Annotated in this window: 22 protein-coding genes; 13 read left to right on the forward strand and 9 right to left on the reverse strand. The window is 68.8% G+C overall.

Annotated elements, in window-relative coordinates:
* The first annotated feature begins 9 nt into the window (after positions 1-9).
* Positions 10-1,041 (forward strand): LacI family DNA-binding transcriptional regulator, encoded by a 1,032-nt coding sequence (locus ACQP0U_RS18680; protein WP_433308747.1) that lies wholly within the window; start codon positions 10-12, stop codon positions 1,039-1,041.
* 134 nt (positions 1,042-1,175) lie between these two features.
* Here ACQP0U_RS18680 and ACQP0U_RS18685 read toward each other — a convergent pair whose 3' ends face one another.
* On the reverse strand, positions 1,176-4,841 hold the full coding sequence (locus tag ACQP0U_RS18685) for a family 78 glycoside hydrolase catalytic domain (protein ID WP_433308749.1): 3,666 nt from the start codon (positions 4,839-4,841) through the stop codon (positions 1,176-1,178).
* A gap of 289 nt (positions 4,842-5,130) precedes the next feature.
* Here ACQP0U_RS18685 and ACQP0U_RS18690 point away from each other — a divergent pair, with 289 nt between their 5' ends.
* Positions 5,131-6,225, forward strand: a complete 1,095-nt coding sequence (locus ACQP0U_RS18690) for a glycosyl hydrolase (protein ID WP_433308751.1) — start codon at positions 5,131-5,133, stop codon at positions 6,223-6,225.
* Positions 6,226-6,277: 52 nt separating this feature from the next.
* Positions 6,278-7,213, forward strand: a complete 936-nt coding sequence (locus ACQP0U_RS18695; protein WP_433308753.1) for a hypothetical protein — start codon at positions 6,278-6,280, stop codon at positions 7,211-7,213.
* A 48-nt stretch (positions 7,214-7,261) separates the two neighbouring features.
* Here ACQP0U_RS18695 and ACQP0U_RS18700 read toward each other — a convergent pair whose 3' ends face one another.
* Positions 7,262-9,208, reverse strand: a complete 1,947-nt coding sequence (locus tag ACQP0U_RS18700; RefSeq protein ID WP_433308755.1) for a S8 family peptidase — start codon at positions 9,206-9,208, stop codon at positions 7,262-7,264.
* Between the two features lie 163 nt (positions 9,209-9,371).
* The gene (locus ACQP0U_RS18705; RefSeq protein WP_433308757.1) at positions 9,372-10,268 is read right to left on the reverse strand and encodes an NAD-dependent epimerase/dehydratase family protein; all 897 of its coding nucleotides are present in this window, start codon (positions 10,266-10,268) and stop codon (positions 9,372-9,374) included.
* 287 nt (positions 10,269-10,555) lie between these two features.
* Between ACQP0U_RS18705 and ACQP0U_RS18710 the strand changes: the two genes are divergently transcribed.
* From ACQP0U_RS18710 to ACQP0U_RS18720, 3 genes are all read left to right on the forward strand, one after another.
* Entirely contained in the window at positions 10,556-11,443 is an 888-nt protein-coding gene (locus tag ACQP0U_RS18710; RefSeq protein ID WP_433308759.1) for a hypothetical protein, read from the forward strand.
* A complete protein-coding gene (locus ACQP0U_RS18715) occupies positions 11,443-13,080 on the forward strand; it encodes a hypothetical protein (protein ID WP_433308761.1) in 1,638 nt (545 codons plus the stop codon). Before ACQP0U_RS18710 ends, ACQP0U_RS18715 begins: the two co-directional genes overlap by 1 nt.
* A gap of 139 nt (positions 13,081-13,219) precedes the next feature.
* Positions 13,220-13,639: a PPOX class F420-dependent oxidoreductase gene (locus ACQP0U_RS18720; RefSeq protein ID WP_433308763.1), complete on the forward strand. Its 420-nt coding sequence runs from the start codon at positions 13,220-13,222 to the stop codon at positions 13,637-13,639.
* Positions 13,640-13,720: 81 nt separating this feature from the next.
* Here ACQP0U_RS18720 and ACQP0U_RS18725 read toward each other — a convergent pair whose 3' ends face one another.
* Positions 13,721-14,098 (reverse strand): MerR family transcriptional regulator, encoded by a 378-nt coding sequence (locus ACQP0U_RS18725; protein ID WP_433308765.1) that lies wholly within the window; start codon positions 14,096-14,098, stop codon positions 13,721-13,723.
* Positions 14,099-14,145: 47 nt separating this feature from the next.
* Here ACQP0U_RS18725 and ACQP0U_RS18730 point away from each other — a divergent pair, with 47 nt between their 5' ends.
* Entirely contained in the window at positions 14,146-15,204 is a 1,059-nt protein-coding gene (locus ACQP0U_RS18730; protein ID WP_433308767.1) for an oxidoreductase, read from the forward strand.
* Positions 15,205-15,272: 68 nt separating this feature from the next.
* Here ACQP0U_RS18730 and ACQP0U_RS18735 read toward each other — a convergent pair whose 3' ends face one another.
* Complete coding sequence (locus tag ACQP0U_RS18735; protein ID WP_433308769.1) at positions 15,273-16,157, reverse strand: bile acid:sodium symporter family protein; 885 nt, start codon at positions 16,155-16,157, stop codon at positions 15,273-15,275.
* A gap of 146 nt (positions 16,158-16,303) precedes the next feature.
* Here ACQP0U_RS18735 and ACQP0U_RS18740 point away from each other — a divergent pair, with 146 nt between their 5' ends.
* The gene (locus tag ACQP0U_RS18740; RefSeq protein ID WP_433308771.1) at positions 16,304-17,632 is read left to right on the forward strand and encodes a glycoside hydrolase family 18 protein; all 1,329 of its coding nucleotides are present in this window, start codon (positions 16,304-16,306) and stop codon (positions 17,630-17,632) included.
* A gap of 56 nt (positions 17,633-17,688) precedes the next feature.
* On the opposite strand, the gene ACQP0U_RS18745 is transcribed toward ACQP0U_RS18740, so the two are convergent.
* Complete coding sequence (locus ACQP0U_RS18745; RefSeq protein WP_433320940.1) at positions 17,689-18,045, reverse strand: effector-associated constant component EACC1; 357 nt, start codon at positions 18,043-18,045, stop codon at positions 17,689-17,691.
* Between the two features lie 174 nt (positions 18,046-18,219).
* Here ACQP0U_RS18745 and ACQP0U_RS18750 point away from each other — a divergent pair, with 174 nt between their 5' ends.
* Entirely contained in the window at positions 18,220-21,021 is a 2,802-nt protein-coding gene (locus ACQP0U_RS18750) for a M14 family zinc carboxypeptidase (RefSeq protein ID WP_433308773.1), read from the forward strand.
* 67 nt (positions 21,022-21,088) lie between these two features.
* Here the strand turns inward: ACQP0U_RS18750 and ACQP0U_RS18755 are convergent, their stop codons facing one another.
* Both ACQP0U_RS18755 and ACQP0U_RS18760 read right to left on the reverse strand, forming a co-directional pair.
* Complete coding sequence (locus ACQP0U_RS18755) at positions 21,089-21,283, reverse strand: DUF397 domain-containing protein (RefSeq protein WP_433308775.1); 195 nt, start codon at positions 21,281-21,283, stop codon at positions 21,089-21,091.
* A complete protein-coding gene (locus ACQP0U_RS18760; RefSeq protein WP_433308777.1) occupies positions 21,271-22,080 on the reverse strand; it encodes a helix-turn-helix domain-containing protein in 810 nt (269 codons plus the stop codon). The genes ACQP0U_RS18755 and ACQP0U_RS18760 overlap by 13 nt, the downstream gene beginning before the upstream one ends.
* A gap of 224 nt (positions 22,081-22,304) precedes the next feature.
* Here ACQP0U_RS18760 and ACQP0U_RS18765 point away from each other — a divergent pair, with 224 nt between their 5' ends.
* The 4 genes from ACQP0U_RS18765 to ACQP0U_RS18780 all read left to right on the forward strand — a co-directional run bounded on the left by ACQP0U_RS18765 (position 22,305) and on the right by ACQP0U_RS18780 (position 24,764).
* A complete protein-coding gene (locus ACQP0U_RS18765; protein WP_433308778.1) occupies positions 22,305-22,598 on the forward strand; it encodes a hypothetical protein in 294 nt (97 codons plus the stop codon).
* Positions 22,598-22,846: a flavin reductase gene (locus ACQP0U_RS18770; RefSeq protein WP_433308780.1), complete on the forward strand. Its 249-nt coding sequence runs from the start codon at positions 22,598-22,600 to the stop codon at positions 22,844-22,846. Before ACQP0U_RS18765 ends, ACQP0U_RS18770 begins: the two co-directional genes overlap by 1 nt.
* 47 nt (positions 22,847-22,893) lie before the next feature.
* Positions 22,894-24,084 (forward strand): hypothetical protein, encoded by a 1,191-nt coding sequence (locus ACQP0U_RS18775; protein ID WP_433308781.1) that lies wholly within the window; start codon positions 22,894-22,896, stop codon positions 24,082-24,084.
* 101 nt (positions 24,085-24,185) lie between these two features.
* A complete protein-coding gene (locus tag ACQP0U_RS18780; protein WP_433308783.1) occupies positions 24,186-24,764 on the forward strand; it encodes a hypothetical protein in 579 nt (192 codons plus the stop codon).
* 22 nt (positions 24,765-24,786) lie between these two features.
* Here ACQP0U_RS18780 and ACQP0U_RS18785 read toward each other — a convergent pair whose 3' ends face one another.
* Positions 24,787-25,587 carry an SAM-dependent methyltransferase gene (locus ACQP0U_RS18785; protein ID WP_433308785.1) on the reverse strand — a complete coding sequence of 267 codons (801 nt, stop codon included), beginning with the start codon at positions 25,585-25,587 and terminating at the stop codon, positions 24,787-24,789.
* Between the last annotated feature and the right edge of the window lie 28 nt (positions 25,588-25,615).

The raw sequence follows: 25,615 nt of genomic DNA on the forward strand, positions 1-25,615 counted from the left end.
GAGGGAGACATGGCAACGGCGAACATCAAGGAGGTCGCCCGGCACGCGGGCGTCTCCCTCGGCACCGTGAGCAACGTGCTCAACCGGCCCGACACGGTCGCCCCCGCCACCCGCCAACGGGTGCTCGACGCCATCACCACCCTCGGGTACGTCCGCAACGACTCCGCGCGTCAACTGCGTGCCGGGCAGAGTCGCACCGTCGCCATCGTGGTGCTGGACGTGGCCAACCCGTTCTTCACCGACGTCGTGCGGGGCGCCGAACAGGTGATCGAGGCAGCCGGTGCCATGCTCGTCGTCTGCAACAGTGGTGAGGACAGCGCCCGGGAGCGCCGCCACCTGGAGTTGCTGGAGGAGCAGCGGGTCCGCGGTGTCCTCGTCACCCCGGTCGGTCACGGCCCCCAGCCCAACCTGGACAAGCTCGTCGACCGGGGCATCCCGGTGGTGCTGGTGGACCGGGGCACGGGCCGCGCGAACCGCTGCTCGGTGGCGGTCGACGACGTCCTCGGTGGCCGACTCGCCATGGACCACCTGCTGGACCAGGGCCACCAACGCATCGCCTACCTCGGTGGCCCGACCTCCATCCCCCAGGTGGCCGACCGGCACGCCGGTGCCGCCGCAGCGTTGCAGGAACGCGGCGGCACCGCCGAACTCCGGGTGGCGGTCACCAGCAGCCTGACCGTCGCCGCCGGCCGACGTGCCGCTGAGGAGCTGCTGGCCCTGTCGGCCCGGCAGCGCCCCACCGCCGTGTTCTGCGCCAACGACCTGCTCGCTCTCGGCGTACTCCAGGAACTGACCGCGCGTGGGCTTCGGGTGCCGGCCGACGTGGCCATCGTCGGTTACGACGACATCGAGTTCGCCGACGCGGCGGCGGTGCCGCTGTCGTCGGTACGTCAACCCCGCGACCAGCTCGGCCGCACCGCGGCGGAGCTGCTGCTGGAGGAGGCCGACTCCGGCGACACGCACCGGCACCGGCACGTGGTGTTCCAACCCGAGCTGGTCGTCCGCCGCTCCAGCGAACAGCCCCGACGCAACCGACGCTGACTTCCACCCGGCAGCGGTCAGCACCCGGTCCTGGTTGGCGCTGGGCTACCTGGGCCGACGCCCACCGCCGACCTGCGCGCCGACCCCCGGGTGGCCCGGCCGGGTTCGCCGGCCAGGCCACCTGCCCGGCTGGGTCAGGCCGCCGGGCCGGGCAGCGCCCAGACGTCGGCGATCGACGGGTCGTAGCCGGTGCCGGTGTCCTGGTACCGCACCCGCACGACGCCGTCCCGGGTCGCGTCCGGCAGGTTGACGACGAACTGGTAGCTGACCGTGCCGGGCCCGCCCGCCGTGCGTTGCCACGAGCGGGTGTGCGCCACCACGCCGTCCACCAGCACCTGGTAGTCCTTGAGCTGAGGCCCGTCGTACGTCTCGACCGCGCGCAGCGCGAACGGTTCTCCGGGCCGGACCGCGAGATCGAACTCGAACCAGCCGCCGGGGCGGGTCACGTCGGTGTACCGGCGGGTCAGCCCGGCCTCGGTGCTGGTGCCCGAGTAGGTGGAGGCGGTGAGGCGGTGCGCCTGCTCGGACGCCGCGACGCCGAGGTCGACGTGGTCGTAGGCGTTCGTCGGTGGGACGACCGCGAAGGAGTAGGAGCCGGACCCGATCTCGTACACGGCGACAGCGCCGTCCATCCGGGCGAACCGTACCCCGTCGGCCTGTTCCGCGGGCCGGCCGCCCTCGGTGACCGCCTCGCGTCCGGGCGCCGGGAAACGCACGGTCGCCGTGGTGTTCGCCGGCACGGTGAGGCGCAGCCGCATGTCGCCGCGCGCGTCGAGGTCCCAGTCGCTGCCGATCGTTCCGTACGCCGAGCGGTACGACGCCTTGGCCGAGGTGAGGTTGCCGCCCGGCTGGGGGGCGAACGTGACGTGCGCGTACCCGGGGTTGGCGGCGTCGGGGTGGATGCCGGCCACCGTCCGGTACATCCAGTCGCCCACCGCGCCGTACGCGTAGTGGTTGAAGGAGTTCATCCCCACGTCGCCGAAGCTGCCGTCGGGTCTGATCGAGTCCCAGCGCTCCCAGATCGTGGTCGCACCCTTGCCGATCTCGTAACCCCACGACGGGTAGGTGTCGTTGAGTAGCAGCCGGTAGGCGACGTCGAGATGCCCGGTGTCACTCAGCGCCGGCAGCAGGTCCGGAGTGCCGAGGAAGCCGGTGGAGAGGTGCCAGTCGTGCCGTTGCACGTTGGCGACCAGGCGGTCGGCGGCCCTGGCCCGCAGCGGGTCGGTCAGCAGGCCCATCCCGATGGCCAGCACGTACCCGGTCTGGCTGTCGCCCTGCACGGTCCCGTCGGCCGCGACGTAGGTGTTGACGAACGCCTGGGTGATGGCCCTGGACAGCGCCGCGTAACGGGTCGCGTCGGCGCTCCGTCCGATGGCTGCGGCCAACTCCCCCAGCAGCCGGATGCTGTACGCGTAGTAGGCGGTGCCGACCACCCCGGCCGGCGTCGGATCGTCGAGGTTGAGCCAGTCGAGGTACGGGCCGGCGTTGGTCCGCAGGTTGCCCGAGCTGGTGCTCTCCAGCCAGGAGGCGTACCGCACCATCGACGCGTAGTGCTCCTCGATCACCCGGGTGTCGCCGTAGCGCTGCCACAAGGCGTACGGCACGGTGATCCCGGCGTCGGCCCAGCCCGTCGCGCCGTCCCCGCAGCAGGCGCGCGGTGCGACGTCGGGGTACGCGCCGTTGGCCGACTGCGCATCGCGCAGATCCTGCAACCACTTGCTCAGGAACGTCAGACTGTCCATGTTGAACGTCGCGGTGTCGGCGAAGACGTTGATGTCGCCGGTCCAGCCGAGCCGCTCGTCGCGGGCCGGGGTGTCGGTCGGGATGGACAGGAAGTTGCCGCGCTGTCCCCAGGTGATGTTGCTGTGCAGCTTGTTGACCATGGCGTTGGAGGTCTGGAACTCGCTGGTCAGCTCCCCGTCGGTGTGCATCACCAGGCCGGTGACCGAGGACAGGTCGGGGGTGCCCGGATAGCCGGTCAGCTCGACGTAACGGAAGCCGTGGAAGGTGAAGGTCGGCTCGTAGACCTCGGCACCGCCGCCGCGCAGCGTGTAGAGGTCGGTGGCCCGGGCCGACCGCAGGTTGGCGGTGTACGCGGTGCCATTCGGGTTGAGCACCTCGGCGTGCCGGATACGGACCGTGGAGCCGGCCGCACCGTTGACCCTCAGCCGCACCTTGCCCACCATGTTCTGGCCGAGGTCGAAGATCCAGGTGCCGGGGGTCGGCTGGGTCAGCACCCGGGCCGGCAACTCCTGCGTGACCCGCACCGGCGGATCGGCCTGGGCGACGATCTTGTCAGTGGCGTCGACGGTGTCGACGGTGGCGGGCTTCCAGCCGGCGTCGTTGAACCCGGGCTGGTTCCAGCCGGCCGGCAACCGCCGCGCGTCGTAGGTCTCGCCGTGGATGAGGTCGCTCTGCAGGAACGGTCCGGCCGTGGCGCGCCACGAACCGTCGGTGTTGACGGTCGCGCTGCGGCCGTCGGTGTACTCGATGCGCAGTTGTGCGCTCAGGTGCGGCCGGGAGCCGTAGTTGTCGGTGCCGAACCAGGCGATGCTGCCCGCGTACCACCCGTCGCCGAGCAGGGCGCCGAGGGCGTTGTCGCCCGGGCGGAGCTGGCCGGTCACGTCGTACGTCTGGTACTGCACCCGCTTGTGGTAGTCGGTCCAGCCCGGTGCCAGCTCGTGGTCGCCGACCCGCTGGCCGTTGAGGGAGAGCTGGTAGACGCCGAGCGCGGTGGCGTAGATCCGGGCGCGGGCGACCGTACCGTCGACCCGGAAGCCCCGGCGCAGCAGCGGGTTCGCGTCCAGCGCGACGAGCATGGCCTCGGTGTCGCCGCCGACCCGCAGGCCGGCCGCGGTGGCCGTGCCGGCCCCGAACGGGTTCACCCCGTCGGTGAGCGGCGCCGCGAAGAGCGTCTGACCACTGCTGGTCACCGAGAAGGCGGAGAAGACGCCGGACTCCAGCCCGTTCGTCCGCAGGCCGACCGAGCCGGCCTGGTGCCCGGTGCTGGTGGTGACGTCGACCTGGGTGCCGTCGATCCAGGTGGTGATGGTGTTCCCGGCCGCCGTGATGCGCAGGGTGTGCGGCGCGGTCAGCCTGTCGGCCGGTACGACACCACCGAGCGGCACCTCCTTGAGCACGGTCCAGGAGCCGTTGACCCGGGCGTGCGGGCGGAGCTTGGCGCTGCCGCCGGTGATGGAGAACTGCCACATGTACGCGTTGCCCGCCCCGCGGGCGCGCAGGAAGATCCCGGCTGCGTCGCGTTCCAGACGGATCGTCGTCTGCACCGTGTAGTCGGCCCAGGATTCGGTGGGCGACGGCAGCCCGATCCAGTTGGCCTGCCAGCCGGTGCCACCCTGCACGCCGGTTTCCCAGAACGTCGGCGTGCTCCACCCGGAGGCGGTGCCGGCGGTGTCCCAGACCTGGACCTGCCAGGCGTAGCGGGTCCGTGGCCGCAGGGCCGGTCCGGCGTACGGGACGAGGGTGCTCTGCCGCGACCGGACCCGGCCGCTGTCCCAGACGTCGGGGGCACCGAGGCGGTCCGGGCTGGTGGCGACGCGTACCTGGTAGGACTCCTGGAGCACGCCACGGGCGGTGGCGTCGATCCGCCAGCCGAGTCGGGGCCGCGCCACGTCCAGGCCGATCGGCTCGGTGGCCCGTTCGGCGGTCAGGTCGGTCGCCGTCAACGCGGCGGCGGCCGGCGCGGCGGTCGCCGGGTTCGGCGCCACCGTCGGCGTCAGGCCAAGCAGCAACACGAGAAGTGCGGAAAGTGCGGCGTGACGCCGCGACGTGCGCATCATTCCTGGCCCTCATCCTTCTCTGCGTGGGGTGGCGGCAGGGGTACGTCGGGTGGCGTCGACCTCCGCTTAATGAATCGTTTCAGTTAGGCTACGCGCTCATTATGGTCAAGTGAAGACGTTGACGATGATGAATCCGACCCCGCCAGACGTGTGATGATCAACGGCCGACACCAGCGGCAGAAACTGTTATCCCGATGTGAGCGGCCAGTCTCCTGAGGGGAGGCTGTAGCGGATCTTCCACCAGCCCCCACGACGGGTAGCGGTACGACCACATGAAGGAGTCGAGACGATGCGTGGAACCGGTCCGGATGGAGCCGTCACACCAGGGGTGACCCGGGGCATCCACGCGGAACCCCGACGCGGGATGCTCGGCGCGCGGCGACTGCTCTGGCCGCTCCTCGTGGCCGCCGTGGTCGCCGTCCTGGTGACGGGTGTGATCGTCGTGGTGCAGCCCACCGGTCCGGCGCCCGCCCCGGCGGCGACGCAGGCGCTCGACACGCCGCCGCCCGCGAGCCCGCAACCCGGCGCGCCCAGCGCGACCACGCCCGCCGCCACCACGAGCCCGGCGGGGGCGACCCCGACTCCGACGGCGACTCAGTCGGCTAAGCCAACCACCGGCCGTCCGGTTGCTCCGGCAGCCCCGGTGGCCACCTCGAAGCGCAAGGGCGTCGGGGTGTGGACCTTCGACGGCGTCAGCCAGGCGCTGGCCAACTCCGGGGCGAGCTGGTACTACACCTGGGACGTTGCCCACTCGGGCGTCACCAGCCCGAAGGGCGCCGAGTTCGTCCCGATGATCTGGGGGGCGAAGAGCGTCACCGCCACCAACCTGCAGAAGGCCAAGAACAACGGCCGCTACCTGCTCGGTTTCAACGAGCCGGACCTGAAGGGTCAGGCGGAGATGACCGTCGAGCAGGCGTTGGAGTTGTGGCCGCAGTTGCAGGCCACCGGCCTTCCGCTGGGCAGCCCCGCGGTGGCCTGGGGCGGCGACCGGCCGGGTGAATGGCTGGACCGTTTCATGGCCGGGGCGAAGCAGCGTGGCTACCGCGTCGACTTCATCGCCCTGCACTGGTACGGCGGCGACTTCACCACCGCCAACGCGGTCAACCAGCTCAAGTCGTACCTGCAGGCCGTGCACGACAGGTACAAGCTCCCGATCTGGCTCACCGAGTTCGCCCTGATCGACTTCTCCAACGGCGTCCGCTTCCCCACCCAGGCACAGCAGGCCGCGTTCCTCACCGCGGCGACCCGGATGCTGGGGGGCCTGTCCTGGCTCCAGCGGTACGCGTGGTTCGGCCTGCCCGCCACCGACAAGGACCAGACCGGGCTGTTCCGCACCGGCAGCACCGCCACCGCCGTCGGCCGCGCCTACCAGGCGGCGCGCTGACCACACCGACACCGCTGGCGCGGCGGCGGTGACGTGACCATACTCAGCCGACATGGAGAAGGCCCGTACCGAGCTGGGTCGGGACCTGGCGCACGCGCTGCGTACTGGTCCCTTCTCGGCGGCCCTCCACCTCGCCATCGAGGACCGCGGCATGCGGCTGGAGGAGATCCAGCAGAAGCTGTCGACGGCCGGCGTCAGCGTCAGCCTCACCACGTTGAGCTACTGGCGACGCGGGCGCAGCCGGCCGGAGCGCCCAGAGTCGATCAAGGCGGTCCGGCTCCTCGAAGCGATCCTGTCACTGCCGGCCGAGTCGTTGATCGTCCAACTTGGCCCACGCCGGCCTCGGGGCCGCTGGCTGAGCCAACCACCGGGAACGATCGAGATCGACCGCCTCTTCAGCGACGGCACCAGCGTCGCCAAGATGGTCGCCGAGGTCGACAGATGGCTGTACCACGAGCTGACCCGGCTCAGCCTGCACGACCTCTACCTGGTGGGCGATCGACGCCAGGAAATCAGCCTGACCTGCCGGCAGGTGCTCCGGGCGAACACCGACCGGGTGTCGCGGACGGTGGGCATCTTCCGCACCGACGACGTGACCGCCTCGACGCGGATCAGCGCGGTCCGCAACTGCCGGGTCGGCCGGGTCCGCTGGGACCACGGCTCGGGCCTGCTCGTCGCGGAGATCATCTTCGACCGGATGCTGGCCCAGGGCGACACAGTGGTAATCGAGTACGAGTTCCTCAGCACGTCGCAGGCGCCGACGGACAACTACTACCGGGGGTTCTCCACCCCGGTCAGTGAGTACGTCCTCCAGGTGCAGTTCGACCACGACGCCGTACCGGCCCGCTGTCACCGCTTCGAGCGACGGGGCCTGCACGCGCCCGACCAGGGCGTGTGGGAGGCCTGGATCGGTTCCACCCACGGCGCCCACCTGATCGCCTCGGACGTCCCGCCGGGGATCGTGGGCATGCGCTGGGAGTGGGAGTGAGCGGCCCCCGGTCCCGGGGAGCCGCCCACTCCGGTTCTCGTACCCCGATCAGCTCGCGTTTACCGTCACGTCGTCGATCACGAAGCTGGTCTGGTACGACCAGTCCTCCACCCCGTTGAACGTCAGTGTGGCGGTCTGCCCGGCGAACTGGCCGACGTTGATCACCTTCTCGACGTAGCCAGTGGTCCTGTCCAGGTTCGAGTAGCTGGCCACTGTGGTGCTGCCCAAGGTGACGGTCAGCTTGTCGTACACCAGGTTCTCGTACTCGGCGGTGGTGATCCGGATCCAGAACCGCAGCGTCGCGTTGGCGCATCCGGGCGGGATCGTCACCGACTGCGAGACGGTGTCGGTCTGCACCTGCCCGCCACCGTTCAGCCAGGCGTTACGGGTGCCGGAGCGTGCCGGGTACTGCGACCAGGTGCCGATCACGTTCGCCGTCGCGGTCCACGGCGAGGTGCCGTTCTCGAACCCCGGGTTGCCGACGACCTGGGCCGGCGTGCAGCCACCGCCGCCACTGGTCACCGTCCAGGTGAAGGTCGCCTGGGCGGTCCGGCTCGCCGCGTCGGTGAGGGTCACCGTCACGTTCGAGGTGCCCGCCGTGGTGGCGCTGCCGGTGATCCGCCCGGTGGACGCGCCGATGGTGAGGCCGGCCGGCAACCCCGAGGCGCTCCAGGTGTACGGGGTGGTGCCGCCGCTGCCCTGCACCTGTACGTCGACGGCCTGGCCGACGGCCGAGGTGCGGTTACCCGGGTTGGTCACCGTCGGGCTACCCGGGCCGGGGTCGGTGCCGCCGATGAACCCGGTGTAGAGCAGGACGTTCGGCGAGCCGCTGCCCGGACTGGTGATCTTGCCGGTGGTGCCGTTGGTGACCAGCGCGTTGCGGACCTGGGCGGGAGTCGCGGTGGGGTTCGCCCCCAGGTACAGCGCCGCGGCACCGGCCGTGTGCGGTGACGCCATCGAGGTACCCGTCATCGTGGCGCTGCCGTTGTTGCTCGAGTACGACGCCGAGACGATGCTCGTGCCGGGGGCGAAGATGTCCAGACAGGAGCCGTAGTTGCTGCTGCTGTTGCGACCGTCGGAGCTGTTGCTGTTGCCGACGGTGATGGCCGCGGTGACCGCCTGCGGGCTGTAGTAGCAGGCGTCGTCGGAGGAGTTGCCGGCCGCCTGCACGAACTGCACGCCCGAGTTGATCAGGCTGGTGACGGCGCTGTCCATCGCCTGACTGGTGCACCGGCTGCCACAGCCGATGCTGTAGTTGACCACCGCCGGCTTCTGCGCGTTCGCGCGCACCCAGTTGATGCCCGCGATCAGGTCGTCGTTCGTGCCGCTGCCCTGGCAGTTCAGCACCCGTACGGCGACCACGCCGGCCTTCTTCGCGATGCCGTACGTGGTGCCCACTGCGGTGCCGGCGACGTGCGTGCCGTGTCCGTGGCAGTCCTGCGGGGTGCTGTCGTTGTCCACCATGTCGGTGCCCTGCCGCACCCGGCCGGTGAACTCGTTGTGGTTGGCGTTGATGCCGGTGTCGAGGACGTAGACGGTGACCCCCTGGCCCGGGTTGGCCGGGTAGGTGAAGGTCTGGTTCAACGGCAGGTTGCGCTGGTCGATCCGGTCGTCACCCCAGTTCGGCGGGTTGGTCTGGGTGTCCAGTACGCCGATGCGCTGGACCTGCTCGACCGACGCGACGGACGGGTCGGCGGCCAGCCGTTGCACCTGCTTCGCCGGCATGGTCACCGAGAAGCCGGGCAGGGCCGACGCGTAGACGTGCCGGGTCTGGCCACCGAAGCGGCCGGTCAGCTCACGGGCCCTGGTGGCGACCGGGGTGGCCGCCAGCGAGGCGGACCGGAGCGTGACGATGTAGCGGTCGGCCACCGCGTTCGGGCTGTCCGCGTACCTGATGGTGCCGGTCGGCTCGGCCTGGGCCGGGCCACCGACGCCGACGGCCCCGGCCAGCGCCAGAACGAGCGCGAAGCCAGCGGCTGGGAGTCGTTGCAACACGGGTGATCTCCTCCAAGGTGCCGACTCCGCGATTCGCGTCCGGGTGACGCCGAACTCGGAGGGCTGTGCCGAAAGGTAGGAGGAGACGCGGCAGCGCGGACAGACCGGTTAACAACGATCGATGTTTCGTAACGTCAAAACTGTTTATGGGCTTCAGCGCGCGTCAACGGCTCGGGTCGACGTGGTCCCGCCAGGAGTGCTGCGGCTCGTACCCCAGCACCCGCCGTGCCTTGTCGATGCTGAGCAACGTCTCGTGCTCGCCCAGTTCCCTACGGACCTCGACTCCCGGGTAGACCTCGGCCATCAGGCTGGCGCTGGACCGGGTCATCACGGTGTCGGCGTTGGCGATGATGAAGACGTCGGTGCCGGGCTGGTCGTGCGCGAGCGCCCGCTCGACCGCCTGGGCCCCGTCGCGGGCGTCGATGTAGCCCCACAGGTTCCACCGGCGCAGTCGCGGGTCAGCGTCGAACGAGGGGAACGGCGCGTAGTCCTCGACGTCCATCACGTTGGAGAAACGCAGACCCACCATGACCAGCTCCGGGTCCCACCGGCAGAAGTGCCGGGCCATCTCCTCCTCCAGTGCCTTGTTCAGCGAGTACGTCGACTCGGGGCGTGGCGCGTACTCCTCGTCGACAGGCGCGTACGGCGGCGGGGTGTCGAACGGCAGCCCGAGCACCGTCTCGCTGGACGCCCACACGACCCGCTTGATCCCGGCCGCCCTGGCCGCGGCGAACACGTTGTACGTCGCGGCGGAGTTGTTCGCGAACGTGGTCGCGTTCGACATCAGCCCGGGCGCTGGGACCGCCGCCAGGTGCACGACAGCGTCCACCCCGCCCGCGTGCTCGTCGGCACCCCCGGTGAACGCCTCCACCACCTGCCCGTAGTCGGTCAGGTCGACAAGCAGGAACTCGCCGTTCACGTCGCGCGGGTCGCGGCCGCCGGCACGGTCCACCGCCAACACGTCGACGCCCACGGCGCGCAGGTGGGCGACAACGGCACGGCCGAGCTTGCCGGTGGCGCCGGTGACGACAACACGTCTGGGCAGTGCGGAGTTGCTCATGACCACATCCTCTCTAAAGCGGCACGAGGATTCGCTGGCGGGTGCCTCGACTGCCCCTACGCGGGCAGGTGGTCCGATCGCGGAACGCCGGAGCGTAGCAGCCTGCACGGCATGCGAAAAGCAATCTGCGCGATCCAGACAGGCCTACTGCTGCTTCATCGAACGTGACGGAACCTTCAGCCGATGGGCCGAGCCGCTGCGGAATGGCACGCTTCGCGTACCCAATTGCAGTCGGTAAGAAGCGGGGCTCTGCAGGATGTCGCCGTATCCGATCCCATGGGGGTCCTGTGCTTGACACTCAGCCCTTCATCAACATCGGTGCGACGGCCGGTCTTTACTCGCAGATCGCTGGCGTGCTCGCGGGATTTGCCTTCACCACTCTTCTGTCCTACCTGGGCCGGCAACCTGAGGAAGCCGACGTACCCGGCCAGCCACTTGGCAGACCGAACCAGAACCAGCTCGGCGTCCGTCAACAAGTGGCTGTCGTACTGTTCAACACGCTGGGCGGGCTGGTCGTATGCGCGGTGCTTTACGGCATGCTGGCCGGCGGTTCGCCGGACAGCGGAAACTCGCTCTCCGGGATGATGGTGAACGGACCGGCTTTCTGCATAGCCATCCTGGGCATCTTCTTCGGCACCGCATTGGCTGCCACGCCGTTCATTCACCTCCAGCCAATGCTGGCATCGGCGCGAATCCTCCTAGGAATAGTCGGTCCGACGATCGCCATGCTGCTCGTGGCTGGAGCGAGCATGGATCTCTCCGTCGAGGAGTGCCTGCGCACTGGTCCCGCCGAGGATTGCCCGGCGAGCAGCCAAGTGACACTCTCCCAGCCATACGGCCTGGGAATTGGCTTGACCTTCCTCCTCGCCCTCCTCGCAGTGGCCGCAGTGATCGCCTGTTGGAGACCGAAGGAACCGCCGTCGCCCTGGGCTGCACGGGCAATGGCACATCTCATCATCGGCGTACCCGCGATCACAGTTGTCGGCGCGATCGTGGTCGCCACCATGCCGGCGGACTACCTGCTTCCCGACGTGGTCCAGATTGCCATCGAGGTCGCCACCTTCGTTATCCTGTGCCTGTTCGCCGCCCTCGCTGCTCGTACCTGTCATTACCATCCGCCGAGATCACCGGTTGGCGCCAACGAGGTGCCCACCGGCGCGAAGGTCGCTGGCTGATGGTGATCCGGTGGGCGGCGGAGAGCCCGGACCTTCCTGCTGTGGCCGGCTACTACTCCCAACTCGCAGGCGTCCTCGCTGGCTTCGGCTTCGCCGGGGTGGTCGGCCTCGTGACCACCCAGTTGGCCGCCCGCAACGCGGCAGCAACAGTGGTACGGAGCCTCGGGCCGTTGGTAAGCGCGTTCATCGGGTTGGTCGCGGCGAGTCTGGACTACGCCCTGGTGGCGGGTGAGCCGATCGGGTCGGCGCGCGTCGCAAGTTTGCAGACGGTGGCCGGAATGGGCTTCAGCATCGCCGGCGCGATGCTGATGTACGCCATCTACATTCTGCTCTGCGACCTTCAGCATGACGCGCCACAGGGGCGCCCGCTCAGCATTGCCGCGATAGGTTTTCTCCGTAGCATCATCGTGTCGTACCTGCCAACGGTGCTCGTCCTGCTGATGTGGAGTGGCGTTCGGGACCACCTCGAAAGCCTGAAGGGCCAGGCAGCGTTCTACGGATGGCCCGACTGGGTGGCCATCGGCGCTCTCGGCACGACCCTGCTGGCGGCATTTCTTCTGCGGTCGTTTTTTGGTCGCCAGTCGCCCAGTCGCTTCGACACCGCCACGAAGGTGTCGCGCCTCGCCACCCAACTGTCCTTCGCCTCGCTCCTGGGCTCAGCCGCGCTGATCACATTCACCGAGACGAGCACCGCGGTGCCAACTGCCATACCCGTGATTGCTCTGGTGCTCGTGGCGGCCTTCTCGGTGGTGACCGCCTACTTCGCCAGTCGCTACTTCGGCGAGCCCGATGCTGTCAACGCGGACGCTGTGGCGCCCGTGGACAACATGCACGCTGCTGCCGACAGTGGCTCGGGCGTCACGTCGACCAGCGCGAAGTCAAAGCGAATCCTGCAGCCACTTGACCAGCAAATCTTGCGGTTACGGTCGATCGAAATCTTCCCACAGGGCTACCTGATGAACATCAGCATCATTCAGGGTGTGGCTCTGAGCGTGCTCGTCGTCGAAACCGTCAACACACTGAGGCGCGACAATGATCCCCTACCCATGGTGCCGACCCTCGCGCAGTCGTCGTTGACGCTGGCATGCCTGATCATCGTGTCGTACGAATACCTGTGGTTCTCCACCATCATGCGATGGACTCCTACGTTTCGCGACACGGCCATCCCTGTCGTGCTCGGCGTCGGGGAGATCGTCCCACCGCTGCTGTTGGGCAACTCGCGTGCATGGTGGATCGCCACCGGCGCATTCGCCCTGCTCGGCGCGATGGCCTTCGTCAACACCGCCACCCGGTCAGACCCAGACATGTTTCCCCAGAGCGAGTGGGCGTACAAGGCCATCCGAGGGCTCCTCCTCACTCTGGCCGCAGCGTCCCTCGCGACGGCCGTCCTGTCCGGAGTGATCGCCTACCTGATCGGGCGTGTGTCGTCCGAGCAGGTGCTCTCGACGGCCGGTGCGCTTCTCATCCTGCTCACTACGGCACTGTTCGTCGTGGGCCGCTCCGAGCGGATCCTCAACGACGTCTACGACCAACACGGCGTCGGCCGGCGGCCACCCTTGTACGAACGGCTGCGGCAGGCAGGGGCTCGACTGAGAGACCGAACCGACGTCTCCAAGCCGCCAAACCCGCCAGGCTGACGGGTCACGGTCGTGGCGGAAGGCCCCTGTCCCGCGGCTGTTGGCGGCCCCGATCGCGCCACGATCCCGATCAGATCCTGATCGAGGCCGGCGGGTGCGTAACGTGCAGGGGTAAACGTTGTCGCGACGAGGAGACCTCATGTCCAAGCCACCGCTTCCCGAGGCCGCGATCGCCATGCTTCAGAAGCCGAACCCCGCCGTCATGACCACCCTTCGCAATGGTGGCCAGCCGGTGTCCGCCGCCACCTGGTACCTGTGGGAGGACGGCCGGATTCTGGTGAACATGGACGAGAGCCGCCGCCGGCTGGAGCACGTCCGCAACGACCCCAGGGTGTCCCTCACCGTGCTCGACGAGGCCGGCTGGTACACGCACGTGAGCATCATCGGGCACGTCGCCGAGCTGCGCCCCGACGAGGGCCTGGCGGACATCGACAGGTTGTCGAAGCACTACACGGGCAACGCGTACCCCCGGCGGGAACGTGCCCGGGTCAGCGCCCTGATCGAGATCGACCGCTGGCACGGTTGGGGAGCGCAGAAGGACAACAGCCAGGTCGGCTGACGGACGTCGACCAGCGGAAGCTTCGGTTCCGCAGCTACGGCCGCCGACGTACCCCCGGGCTGGATCCGGCCCGGGGGTACGTCACGTCGTGACCCCGGCCTCCGCCCAGGCCCGCAGGTAGTCCTTGATTGCTCGGCGGTTGCGCTGCAACACGTCGATGCGCCGCTCGATGGTGGCGAGCTGGCGTCGCAGTCCGTCCAGATCCTTGGGAGCTGGGCAGTGGCCGGGATCCGGCCGCTCCGCCTCGGGCCCCAGGCACGGCAGGACCTCGCGGATCATCTCTGTCGTCAGGCCCGCTTCGAGAAGCTCGCGGATCTGCAGCACCCGCTCGACGGCCGGCTCCCCGTACGTCCGATAGCCGTTGCTGGATCGGAACGGGTGCAGGATGCCTACCTCTTCGTAGTAGCGCAGCAGCCGCGGTGCGACCCCCGTCCTCGCTGCCAGGTCTCCAATCTTCACCGACGCCCCCAGTCCTGCCGTGTTCGGAAACGACGGTCTCGCCTCCCTTGACCTTCACACTAATGGCAAGGTTTAGCGTTCCCCCGTTCGCGACCGGCCCGCTCAGGCCGGTCACACCTCACGACGAGGACGAGGGTGACGACGATCTCATGACAGGTCCCACGACGAACCGCAGTACGTCCACCGCGCCCGGGTGGACCACCGACCGTTTGACCAGCCAGAAGGGGCGCACCTTCGTGGTCACCGGAGCCACCAGCGGCCTCGGTCTCGTCACCGCACGAGAGTTGGCCGCACATGGGGGACGGGTCCTGCTGGCAGTGCGCGACGTTGCCCGCGGCGAGATGGTCGCGTCGTCGCTGCGACGGGCCAATCCCAGCGCGCAGGTCGAGGTACGCCAGATCGACCTACTGGACCTCGACTCGATCCGTCGGGCCGCCGAACAGATCGGGCAGGAGGCAGCCGTCGACGTTTTGATCAACAACGCGGGGATTTCGGCGGCCGGGCACGCCGTCACACCACAGGGCGCCGAACATCACCTGATGGCGAACCATCTGGGTCACTTCGCGCTGACCGCGTTGCTCGAACCGGCGTTACGTCGCTCGATCGCGCCCCGAGTCGTCACGGTGACGTCCTACCTGCACGCGAAGGGTGATCTTGATCTGGACGACATTGGCTGGCTACGGCGGAGGTACAGGCCGCTGGCCGCCTATTCGGCCTCGAAGCTGGCGAACGCCGTCTTCGGAGTGGAATTCGCTCGACGCGAGCAGGCGTCCGCGAGACCCATCACGAGCGTCCTCGCCCACCCTGGGTACAGCAACACACCGATGCAGCAGAAGGGAACCGGACTGATGGGCGTCGCCATGCGCGTCGCCGGCAGGCTCTTCGCACAGGACGTGGAGATGGGGGCACTCCCTCAACTCTTCGCGGCTACCGAGACCGAGCTGGCGCCCGGGGCATACGTCGGCCCGGATGGCAGGGGCGGGCGATCCGGTTACCCGCACCTCGCAACGTTGTCGACCGAGGCACAGGACCGCACGCTCGGACGTCGACTCTGGGAGCGCTCGGAGGAGGTCACAGGTGTTCGATGGTCCGGTGCGCCACGCTGACGGCCGTACCACCAGAGGGTGAACAGCCGGCCCGGTCACCGTACGGCGACCGGGCCAGCACCACCCCGTCAGGGCGTCAGAGCGGTGGCGGACCGGGTGCCGACGCGGGTCACCAGGTAGCCGAAGGCCGCCGCAGTGAAGAACATGACGATGCCGTAGACGGCGCCGGGGATCGCCATCTGGGTGCTGTTGAGCAGCGCCGGGCTGAGCGCGATCGTGATGGCCAGGGTGCTGTTGTGGATGCCGATCTCGAACCCGGCGGCTGTCGCGGCGCTCCGGTCGACACCGGCGAGGCGCGGCACGCCGTACCCGATGGCGAGGCTGAGCAGGTTGAAGGCGAGCACGGCCAGGCCGACCGAGACGAAGTAGTCGGCGATGTTCTCCCGCTCGCCGAGCACCGCGCCGGCGATCACCGCGACGAGGACGACGACGGAGAGGATCCGGACCGGACGGTTCAGTCGCTCGGCCAGGTGCGGCATCCGTGCCCGGATGAGCATGCCGATCGCGACCGGGACGAGCACGATGGCGAAGACCTGCAGCACCTTGTCGAACTGCAGGCCGATGCTCCTCCCGTCCGGCAGGAAGTACGCCGCGGACAGGTTGACCAGGATCGGCAGGGTGAACACGGCGAGCACCGAGTTGATGGCGGTCAGGGTGATGTTCAGGGCCACGTGCCCGCCGAACAGGTGGCTGTAGAGGTTGGCCGTGGTGCCGCCCGGTGACGCGGCCAGCAGCATCATGCCGACGGCCAGCTCGGGTGCGAGGTCGAACGCGAGGACGAGACAGAAGCAGAGCGCCGGCAGCACCAGCACCTGGCACACCAGCGCGATGACGGCGGCTCGGGGATGGTGGGCCACCCGGCGGAAGTCCGCCATGGTCAGTCCGAGACCGAGACCGAGCATGATGATGCCGAGGGCGACGGGTAGTCCGATCAGAGTCACGGCGGAGTCCATGGCACAACATCGTTACCACCCGGTAACGCCGTCACAATCCCCCATGTGGCTGGACGGCTCTTGACCCCGGACGGTGATCGGCTTAACTTCATCAATCAGATAACTCTCTTTACTAATTCTGCTTGATGTCTCGTGGGAGTGTGCCGATGCGACCATTCCGCCACCGCCGTCTCACCGCCGTCGTCACCCTGGCGACCCTGCTGATCACCGCCGCTCCACCCACCGCCGCCAGCGCCGGTGACAACCACCAGCACCGCAAGGGTTACCACCGGGTCGGCTACTTCACCCAGTGGGGCATCTACGGCCGGGCGTTCCCGGTCAAGAAGCTCGACACCTCCGGGGCGGCGAGCCGCCTCACCCACATCAACTACGCGTTCGGCAACGTCACCGAGGACGGCCGCTGCTACGTGGACGGCGGGCCGGGTGAGGGCGACGCCTGGGCCGACTACCAGCGACCCGTTCCTGCCGAGGAGAGCGTCGACGGCGTCGCGGACGCCCCGGGCCAGGCCCTCAACGGCAACTTCGGCCAGCTCGCCAAGCTCAAGGCCAAGCACCCCAAACTGAAGGTGCTGATCTCACTCGGCGGCTGGAGCTGGTCGACGTACTTCTCGAACGCGGCCCGCACCGACGCCTCCCGCAAGGCGTTCGTCGCTTCCTGCATCGACCTCTACCTGAAGGGCAACCTCCCGGGCAGCCCGGGGGGTGCCGCGGCCGGCGTCTTCGACGGCATCGACCTCGACTGGGAGTGGCCCAACTGGGACGGTGAGCCCGGCAACGTCATCCGCCCGGAGGACCGGGAGAACTTCACCAAACTGCTCGCCGAGTTCCGCCGGCAGCTCGACGCGTACGGGCGCACGACCCGCGCGCACCACCCGCTGACCGCGTTCCTGCCGGCCAATCCGGCGACCATGGACGCCGGCTACGAGGGTCGCAAGATCTTCAAGTACCTGGACTTCGCCACCGTGCAGGGGTACGACTTCCACGGCGGCTGGGACGCGCGGGCCAACCAGCAGTCGGCGCTGCGGGTGCCGGCCGGGTCGCCGGACAACCCGGACTTCTCCGTCGAGGTGGCCGTCGACGGGTGGATCGCCCGTGGCGCGCCGCGCGACAAGCTCGTGCTCGGCATCCCCTACTACGGTCGTGGCTGGACCGGCATCACCGGCGGTGGCAACGGCCTGTTCCAGCCGGCCACCGGGCCCGCGCCGGCCACCTTCGAGGCCGGCAACGAGGACTACAAGAAGCTCAAGACCCTGGCCGCCAACGGCTACACCGTGCATCGCGATCTGCGCGCCGGGCACGCCTGGTTGTTCGACGGTACGACGTTGTGGACGTACGACGATCCAGCGGTCGTGTTGCAGAAGACCCTCTACATCCGCCGAACCGGTCTGGGCGGCGCGATGGTCTGGTCGCTCGACGGCGACGACGACAACGCCACGCTGACCAGGACGATCGACCTCGGCCTGACGACCTGGTAGCCGTACGTCTTTACCGGGCCCGTCGCCGGCCGACCTCTCGGCCGGCGGCGGGCCGGCTACCTCTGTGGAGCTGTCACCGCGTGCACCGCGGCCTCGATGAGCGCGGTCACCTGGTCCATGTCCCGAGCCCGGTGTACGTCCACCTCGGCCGACCAACCGTCGGGCCGGGTGAGCTGCACCGTCACATCCTCGCGGCGGTGGGTCAGCCAGCCGGCTATCGCCTGGACCAGCACCATCGCGGTGCCCGCGTCGCCGGCTGCCACCCGCAGTACGTCCGGGTGGTCCGCCGATGACCCGTCAGGGGACGTGGTGGTGACCCCATCCCGCAGCCGCTCCTCAGCGCGCAGCCAGGACGCCAGCGAACGCCGAGCATCGGCGGACGGAAGATCCGGATGGACCGAGAGCGTGATCATCTCCGGCACGTCTCCTCCTCCAGGCGACGACAACCCCGTGTCACCATCCTGCCAGTCAGCGTCGGGACCGGCACGCCGAGTAGTCAGCAATGTCGATCAACCCTTGACCGTCGTATCGACGGTTCATAAGCTCCGGCCACTGCGAGGTTGTGCCTGAGAAGGGAAACACGACTCATGGCTCCATCAGTGCGTCAGTTCCGGATGGTCCCCGCCAGGCGGCTGGCAGGTGCCGCCACGATCGCGCTCCTGCTCGGCACGGCTCCCCTGCTCAGCAGCGTGTCGGCCGCGAGCGCCGCCCCACCGACCTCCTGTAGCAACGACCCGACCGCCCGGTTGAGCAGCGTGCCCAACCCCGAGGCCGTGCTCGGCTTCCCGCTCGGCGCGGGGCAGGAGCGGGTCGTCACCAACGACGAGGTCCGGACCTACCTCGGGGCCGTCGATCGCGCCTCCAACCGGGTCGTCACCGGCGTGATGACCACAAGTGTGCTCGGCCAGCCACTGCCCTACGCGGTGGTGTCCAACGAGCGCCACGTGCGGCCCGCCGCGCTGCGCGAGATCGCCGATGACGTCCGGGGCCTGCGCGACCCGCGCCGGACCAGCGCGCGAACGGCCGCCCGGACGGCGAAGGACAGCCCGGCCATCGTCTGGGTCACCGCGAACGTGCACGGCGGCGAGAAGAGCGGCGCCGACGCGGCGCTCAAGACGTTGTACGAGTTGGCGGCGGGCCTGTCCTGCGCGGTCGCCCAACGCAACGACAACCTGGTCACCATCATCGTCCCCACCCAGAACCCGGACGGTCGCGACGCGACCCGCCGGCAGAACGAGTTCGGCTTCGACCTGAACCGGGACTGGTTCGCCCGCACCCAGCAGGAGACCGACGGCAAGCTGGAACTGCTGCGCCGCTACCCGCCGCAGGTCTTCATAGACGCGCACGAGATGGGCGGCCGACAGTACTTCTTCCCACCCAACGCCGACCCGATCCACCACGAGATCGCCGGTGAGGCGGTGGACTGGATCAACCGCATCGGCGAGGCCAACAAGGCCGGTTTCGGCTTCAACGGCGCCTGCGACGAGACCGTCACCACCGAGTGCTACTTCAACTACGACACGTACGACATGTTCTTCATGGGCTACGGCGACACGGTGCCGACCACCGGCTTCGGCGCGGCCGGCATGACGTACGAGAAGGGCAGCGCGTCGGCAGTGGCCGACCGGGTCCAGCAGCAGTTCCACACCCAGTGGTCGACGCTCGGCTGGGCCGCAGCGAACAAGCGCGAGGTGCTGGACGGCTACTTCGACATCTGGACCGACGCGCTCGCCCAGGGCAGGGCGGGCACGCTGGAGCCGAACGAGGTGGTGCAGCCCACCAACGAGGTCCAGTTCCCGGTGCCGGACCTCACCATCCGCTCGTACTTCCTGCTGCCCGACCGGCAGCTCGCCGACGTCCGCCAACTCGTCGAGCGGCTGCGCCGGATGGACGTCGAGGTGTACGAGGTGCAGAAGCCGACCCGGGTGCCCACCGCGCGGGTGTTCGGCGGGCGCAGCGCCACCAACGTGACAGTGCCCAGGGGCGCGTACTGGATCCCGATGGACCAACCGCAGAAGCACTGGATCCAGGCCGTCATGGGCGAGGACCCGTACGTTCCGTTCCCGTACTTCTACGACGTGTCGTCCTGGAGCAACCCGCTGCTGATGGGCATCAACACCATCTACACGGGAGACACCGTCCGGCCGAGAGCCGAGCTCGTCCGCAAGGTCTCCGGCGGTCGCACCGGCGCGGCGTGGCCCTGGGGCTCGTACACGTACCCGCTCGACTCGGCCGCCGCCGCGGAGTTCACCTTCAACCTGCTCGGCCGTGGCGTACCAGTGGTCCGTGACCCCACGACCAGCACTGTCGCCATCCCAGCCGCCAAGCTGAGCCGGACCGTAGACAAGCTGGCCGAGTCCCTCGGGGTCACCCTCACCCCTGGCGGCCGGCCCGCCGGCACCCGCCTCGACCTGCCCGACGTGGGGCTGTTCCAGGGCACCGGCATCTCCACCACCTCCGGCTCGCACGGCGAGGCCCGCTACGTGCTCGGCAAGCGGTGGGGGCTCGACCTCAAACCGGTCACCACTGCCGACATCAACGACAACACCGAGGCGTTCACCGGGCGCACCGTGCTGCTGGTGCCGGACGGCAGCAGCGCCACCGGCGGTCTGACCGCCGCCGGGCAGGCCAACCTGCGCGAGTGGATCGGACAGGGCCACACCTACCTCGGGCTGCGCAACGAGGGCACCCGGGTGGCCCGCGCCGCCGGGCTGACCTCGACCACGGAAAAGACCAAGCCGGCGGACTACCTGGTGATCGGCTCGCACCTGCGGGTCGACGTCGACCAGGACAGCCCGGTGGCGCTGGGCCGCCCGGCGGAGGATTTCGAGTTCAACAACAGCGACCCGATCCTCACCCCGAGCACCACCGGCACGAACGTGCTCACCTACCCGACGGATGACACCTTCTGGGCCAACGGTTACACCGTCGGGGCGGACACGCTGAAGGGCACGGCGGCCGTCGTCGACGAGCCGACCGGTGCCGGTCGGGCGGTGCTGTTCGCGTTCAATCCGCTCTTCCGCGCGTACAACGAAAATGGTCTGCACCTGGTCGCCAACGCGCTGCTCTACCCGACGAGCCCGCCGGGTGCCCGACGCACGCCGGGCACCGACGCGGCGCGCGCCAGCGCCGCCGCCGCGCGGGTGACGCCGGACCTGGGCGGCGGGTGGCGGCCGATCACCATCCAGGTGGCGGCCGGCGACCTACCCCGCACCCGGGCGATCGTCGAACGCTTCACCACCGACGCGCAGGCGTCCGAGAAGAACGGCTCGGCGTACGTCGTGATCCCGAACCCACAGGGCCTCCAGGCGGACGAACACCCGTTCGCGAGGGATCTGGTACGCGCGTTGAACGCCGCCAACGTGCCACTGCGGTCGGTGGTGGGCTGACCAACTCGTGCACAGCGAAGCGCCCGTCCCCTCAACCGGGGGCGGGCGCTTCCGTGCGTGCTATTGGCTATGACCGCCGGGCCACCTCGGTGACGAACGCCCGCCAGGCCACCGGCTCGAAGACCAGCGCCGGCCCTTCGGGGTCCTTCGAGTCCCGTACACCGACGACGCCGGGCAGATCATCCGCAACCTCGACGCAGGCCCCGCCATTGGTGGATGAGCGGGAGGCTTTCCGCCACTGTGCACCCGTCAAGATGTCCATGTCTTTGCTGCTTCCTTCAGTAAGTCGAGGGTTTGCCCGAGTGGGAGAGCCTCGCCTCGGACGGCGTCCCACGACAGTCCCAGGCTAGCAACACCCTCTGGCTGCTCTACGATCTGCGCCGAGAGCTGGTTGTCCACATAACCAACACGTGACCCGTCGGGCATGTCGGCCAGAATGAATGCGTCCGCCAGCCCTGAGTACATGCCAGTAGACATCGGAACCACGTGCAACTGAATATGCGGTTCCTCCGCGCAGCTCATCAAATATTCGACCTGCTCGGCCATCACGTCCCGCCCACCGCAGGCCCGTCGAACCGCCATCTCGTCGAGGACTACGAAGAGCTGCGGAGCCGGGACACGGGTGAGAACCGCTTGCCGTTCCAACCGCGCAGAAACACGCTGATCGAGCTCGAACGCCGGCGCCCGTGCGGCCCGGAAGGTTGCCCGTGCATACGCCTCGGTCTGAAGGAGCCCCGGCACGAACGCGTGCTCGTACCAGCGCAGCGCAGTCGCCTCACGCTCAGTCTCGATCCACTCGCGCAGCCAGACCGGCGCAGCGTCTCCCTTCACCAGCTCATTCCAAAGCGTCGTGAAATATCCACCGGTGTCGAGTGTCTTATCCACGGCCGCCAGATAGGGCAGCGTGGGCTGCTTCGTTCCGGTCTCGATGGCACTCACCTGAGAATCTGAGCAAAACACCTGCTCTCCGAGCTGCGCCTGAGTCAATCCCGCCGCTGTCCGGCGTCTTTTCAGCTCGCGAAGTAGGTATTCAGAGGGTGAGATTCCCACGACTTCCACGCCCTTCCACAAGATTCCGCGCCGTTCCCCACCGACCCCGACCTGATGGCCACATTCCGTGACCGAGCGGTAACCATTCCGATCCTAGGGGCCCAGCATCCAGGGTGGACCCAACGGCGCGGCTGGTGGAGGACCCCGAACCCGGCGGACGCGTTCGTAGCGGGGCCGCCCCTTGGGCGAGCACTCACGGGGCGGCCCCTCCCAACGTCAGCCAGGGGAGCATCATGAGCATCGACCAGCCGCGGCAGGTGCAGTCCGGTGACCTGTTGTGCCTGACCCGCGCGGCGAGCCCACAGTTCGCTCGGCCCATCACAGTCTGCGTGATCCGCGCCCTCAGCGACCGGCACACGTACCACGGTTGGTTGTGGATCGACGCCTACCAGCTCGGCCCGAACGGCGACGCGATCGCGCGCCGCGAGCTGTACCTGATGCCCGCGGGCGCACAGTGGCTCACCTCCCCGCCGAGCCGGCCCACCGCCCGGCGTCCGGTCCGGCGAGGCCCGGTGCGGGTCGGCTGATGCCCCGCCGCGCATTCGAGCACCGGCCCGCCCGCCCGACGTGGCGCTGCGGGACGTGCGGCATCGCCTGGCCCTGCTCAGCGGCGAAGCTTCGCCTCCTCGCCGAGTACCGGCTCGACCGTCCGGCCCTGCTCGTCCACCTGGCCATGCGCCAGGCCGAAGCCGCTGCCAACCTCGCCGCGCTGAACCCGAGCGCGCCACCGGCCGACCTGACGGCACGCTTCACCGGCTGGGCGTCCGCGCGGTAGCCGCGATCTCGTCGATGCCAACCACTCGTTGGCGACTGGCTGCCGTGATGACCAACCACCTACCCCGAGACAATCTGGACTCCGCACTGCTCGCGGAGATGCGTCGGCAGAATGAGTTGGAGCCTGCTCTCCGCGCGATCTGGGACGAGCAACTGAAGACACCTACCTCCGGTTTCGCGGGCGTTGCCTTCGAAGGTAAGGGCCTGTCGGTCTACTGGAAGGGTGGGCTGACTCCGGGAATGAGCAGCACCCTCGCTCGCGCCCGCAACTGGGGTCCTGTCGAGGTGAAGCAGGCCGCATACTCGGAGGCTGAGCTGCAAACTGCTGGCCAGAAGATCCACCAGGCCAGCAGGTCGCATCGAGGTAGCGAGATTCAGTCGGTCGGCTACAAGCCGGACGGCAGTGGGCTGGAGGTGACGCGCGGCCCCGCGATTGTGGATCCGGGCTCGGCGAAGGACAGCAGCTTCGCCCGGAGCGCGAAGGCACCGGTCGCCCAGGTCCTCAAGGAGGCGAAGGTGTCGGTGCCGGTAACGGTGATCGACGCCACGCAGCCATTGGATCTGATGGTCTCTCGCCTCGACGACTCTCCCCCATGGAACGGTGGTGGACGCTGGGAGGCGTGGCGAGGGCTCGACAAGCGCAACACCTGTACGACTGGCTTCGGGGTACACGCCAACGGTCGGAGCTACGTGCTGAGCGCTGGACACTGCGGGACTCCGCCAGACGTCGCCTTCCAGGGCACGAACGGCAGCTCGGCGTTCGATGAGATGGGTCCGGTCTACGACGATGACTGGCGTTCCGATCTTCTGATGATCAACTCTCCGGGTTGGTACAAGATCTTCGACGGTACGTCGACCACCTCTACCACGAAGAATGTCACTGGCTATGGATACTGGGCGGCGAATCAACTCGTCTGCCAGTCGGGCCGGACGAGTGGAACGGTCTGCGGCCTCAAGCAGGTTCAGTCGCAGGGCCTCGAAGTAAGCTGCAATACCCCCGACTCCGACGGCGACTGCGGCTACGTCATCGAAGGTGTGATCAGGACTACGCAGGTCGACGGCGCTCCGGCTGCACGCGGTGGTGACAGTGGTGGTCCCGTGTTCACCCTTGACGGCTCCGGCGTTCGCGCGAAGGGCATCCTCGTCGGAGGCGGTGGCACCAGCATGTACTTCCAGGACTGGGCGGATGTGATCCGCGTCTACGGCGCGTACCCGAATACGAGTTCATCGACCTCCTGACGGAGAGCTTGGGGTGGGCGGCGCGCCGCCCACCCCATCCGCCTACCGAGACGCGGTACAGCGAGGACTATCATCCCCTCAGGCCAGCAGTAGGAGCGACAATGACCGATCAGAAGCCATCAAGCGTTACTTCCCGCAGCGGGTGGCGTCGGTATATCGGTCCCCTGATGGCCGCCTCGGTGGTCGTCGGTCTCGCGCTGACCGTCGGCACGTTGATGGCAGGCAGGGAGAAGGCACCCGCGCAGGCTTCGTCGGCTCCCTCGGCCGCATCGGACAGGAACACGGACCCGGGTCCGGCCCGTTGCCCCGAGACGTGGATCGACTCGGTGCCGGTGCAGCACGGCAAGGACGTCCTGGTCCCAGTCGGGGCGACGGAGGTGCTGTTGTGTAGCTACCAGCATGAGGCGACCCCGCCCCTGAGTCTTGGCGCCAGCCGACGCATCACCAGCAGGGTCGACGAGCTGACGGCCTATCTCAACGGGTTGCCGAACTCGTCACCGGAGGACACGGTCTGTCTGCTCGGACAGACGACCGAGCATGCAATCGTGTTCGGCTACCCGGGGCAGCGCGCAGCGGTGATTCGGCTGAGCAACTGTGCCTGGCAGCGTGAGGGCGCAACCCGCTATGGCGGTGACATACGCGAGGTGACCGCGTATTGGGGTGTGCGCTGGAACCAGTAGGGTTCCATTTCTAGAGGCTGCGCTACGGCTTTCGGGCGACGCCGCTGTAGCCGGTGCGGGCGACCTGCGGGTCGTCGGTGGCCGGCGGCTCGGCGTACGGCCACATGTTGACCAGCCCCGGCGACTCCAGGACGAAGTCGCCGAAGAACCGGGAGATGTCGGCGTGGCTGCGCGGCACGAAGGGGCTGTTCGCCCGCGCGTAGATCGCGGAGATCCGGGCCATCAGGTCGGGGTGCACGTCGGTGCTGGCGTGCGACAGCGCCAGGTAACTGCCGGGGGCGAGCGCGTCGCGGTAGCTGGCGACGATCCGCTGCGGATCCTGCTCGTCGGGCACCAGGTGCAGCACGAACATCATCAGCACCGCCACCGGGCTGTCGACGTCGATCGCGGCGCTGATGTCCGGGTGGCCCAGCACCTGCTCGGGGTCGCGCAGGTCGGCCTGCACCACCGACACCGACTTCGAGTCGGCGAGCAGGGCGCGGCCGTGCGCGCAGACCACCGGGTCGTTGTCGACGTAGACGACCCGCACGCCGGGGTCGATGCGGTGCGCGATCTCGTGGACGTTGTCCCGGGTCGGTAACCCGGACCCGAGGTCGAGAATCTGCCGGATGCCCCTCTCCTCCACCAGGTGCCGGACCGTCCGGGCGATCAGGTCACGGCCCTGCCGGGCGGCCTCGGGCATCCACGGCGCCACCTGCAACACCATCTCGGCGGCAGCCCGGTCGGCGGCGAAGTTGTCCTTGCCGCCGAGGTAGTAGTCGAACATCCTCGCCGCGTTCGGCTTGTCCGGTTGCAGGGCGACCTCTGGCTGCGACTGCGTCATGATCGACCACCTCTCCCCCGCCTGTCCG

Source organism: Micromonospora sp. CA-269861, from assembly GCF_050948505.1.
GTDB lineage: Bacteria > Actinomycetota > Actinomycetes > Mycobacteriales > Micromonosporaceae > Micromonospora.

Coding starts and splice junctions, on each gene's coding strand:
- ACQP0U_RS18695 (WP_433308753.1), top strand. CDS start 6,278: ATGGAGAAGGCCCGTACCGAGCTGGGTCGGGACCTGGCGCACGCGCTG.
- ACQP0U_RS18780 (WP_433308783.1), top strand. CDS start 24,186: ATGACCGATCAGAAGCCATCAAGCGTTACTTCCCGCAGCGGGTGGCGT.
- ACQP0U_RS18770 (WP_433308780.1), top strand. CDS start 22,598: ATGCCCCGCCGCGCATTCGAGCACCGGCCCGCCCGCCCGACGTGGCGC.
- ACQP0U_RS18680 (WP_433308747.1), top strand. CDS start 10: ATGGCAACGGCGAACATCAAGGAGGTCGCCCGGCACGCGGGCGTCTCC.
- ACQP0U_RS18690 (WP_433308751.1), top strand. CDS start 5,131: ATGCGTGGAACCGGTCCGGATGGAGCCGTCACACCAGGGGTGACCCGG.
- ACQP0U_RS18750 (WP_433308773.1), top strand. CDS start 18,220: ATGGCTCCATCAGTGCGTCAGTTCCGGATGGTCCCCGCCAGGCGGCTG.
- ACQP0U_RS18685 (WP_433308749.1), bottom strand. CDS start 4,841: ATGATGCGCACGTCGCGGCGTCACGCCGCACTTTCCGCACTTCTCGTG.
- ACQP0U_RS18715 (WP_433308761.1), top strand. CDS start 11,443: ATGGTGATCCGGTGGGCGGCGGAGAGCCCGGACCTTCCTGCTGTGGCC.
- ACQP0U_RS18775 (WP_433308781.1), top strand. CDS start 22,894: ATGACCAACCACCTACCCCGAGACAATCTGGACTCCGCACTGCTCGCG.
- ACQP0U_RS18735 (WP_433308769.1), bottom strand. CDS start 16,157: ATGGACTCCGCCGTGACTCTGATCGGACTACCCGTCGCCCTCGGCATC.
- ACQP0U_RS18720 (WP_433308763.1), top strand. CDS start 13,220: ATGTCCAAGCCACCGCTTCCCGAGGCCGCGATCGCCATGCTTCAGAAG.
- ACQP0U_RS18765 (WP_433308778.1), top strand. CDS start 22,305: ATGAGCATCGACCAGCCGCGGCAGGTGCAGTCCGGTGACCTGTTGTGC.
- ACQP0U_RS18740 (WP_433308771.1), top strand. CDS start 16,304: ATGCGACCATTCCGCCACCGCCGTCTCACCGCCGTCGTCACCCTGGCG.
- ACQP0U_RS18785 (WP_433308785.1), bottom strand. CDS start 25,587: ATGACGCAGTCGCAGCCAGAGGTCGCCCTGCAACCGGACAAGCCGAAC.
- ACQP0U_RS18755 (WP_433308775.1), bottom strand. CDS start 21,283: ATGGACATCTTGACGGGTGCACAGTGGCGGAAAGCCTCCCGCTCATCC.
- ACQP0U_RS18705 (WP_433308757.1), bottom strand. CDS start 10,268: ATGAGCAACTCCGCACTGCCCAGACGTGTTGTCGTCACCGGCGCCACC.
- ACQP0U_RS18745 (WP_433320940.1), bottom strand. CDS start 18,045: ATGATCACGCTCTCGGTCCATCCGGATCTTCCGTCCGCCGATGCTCGG.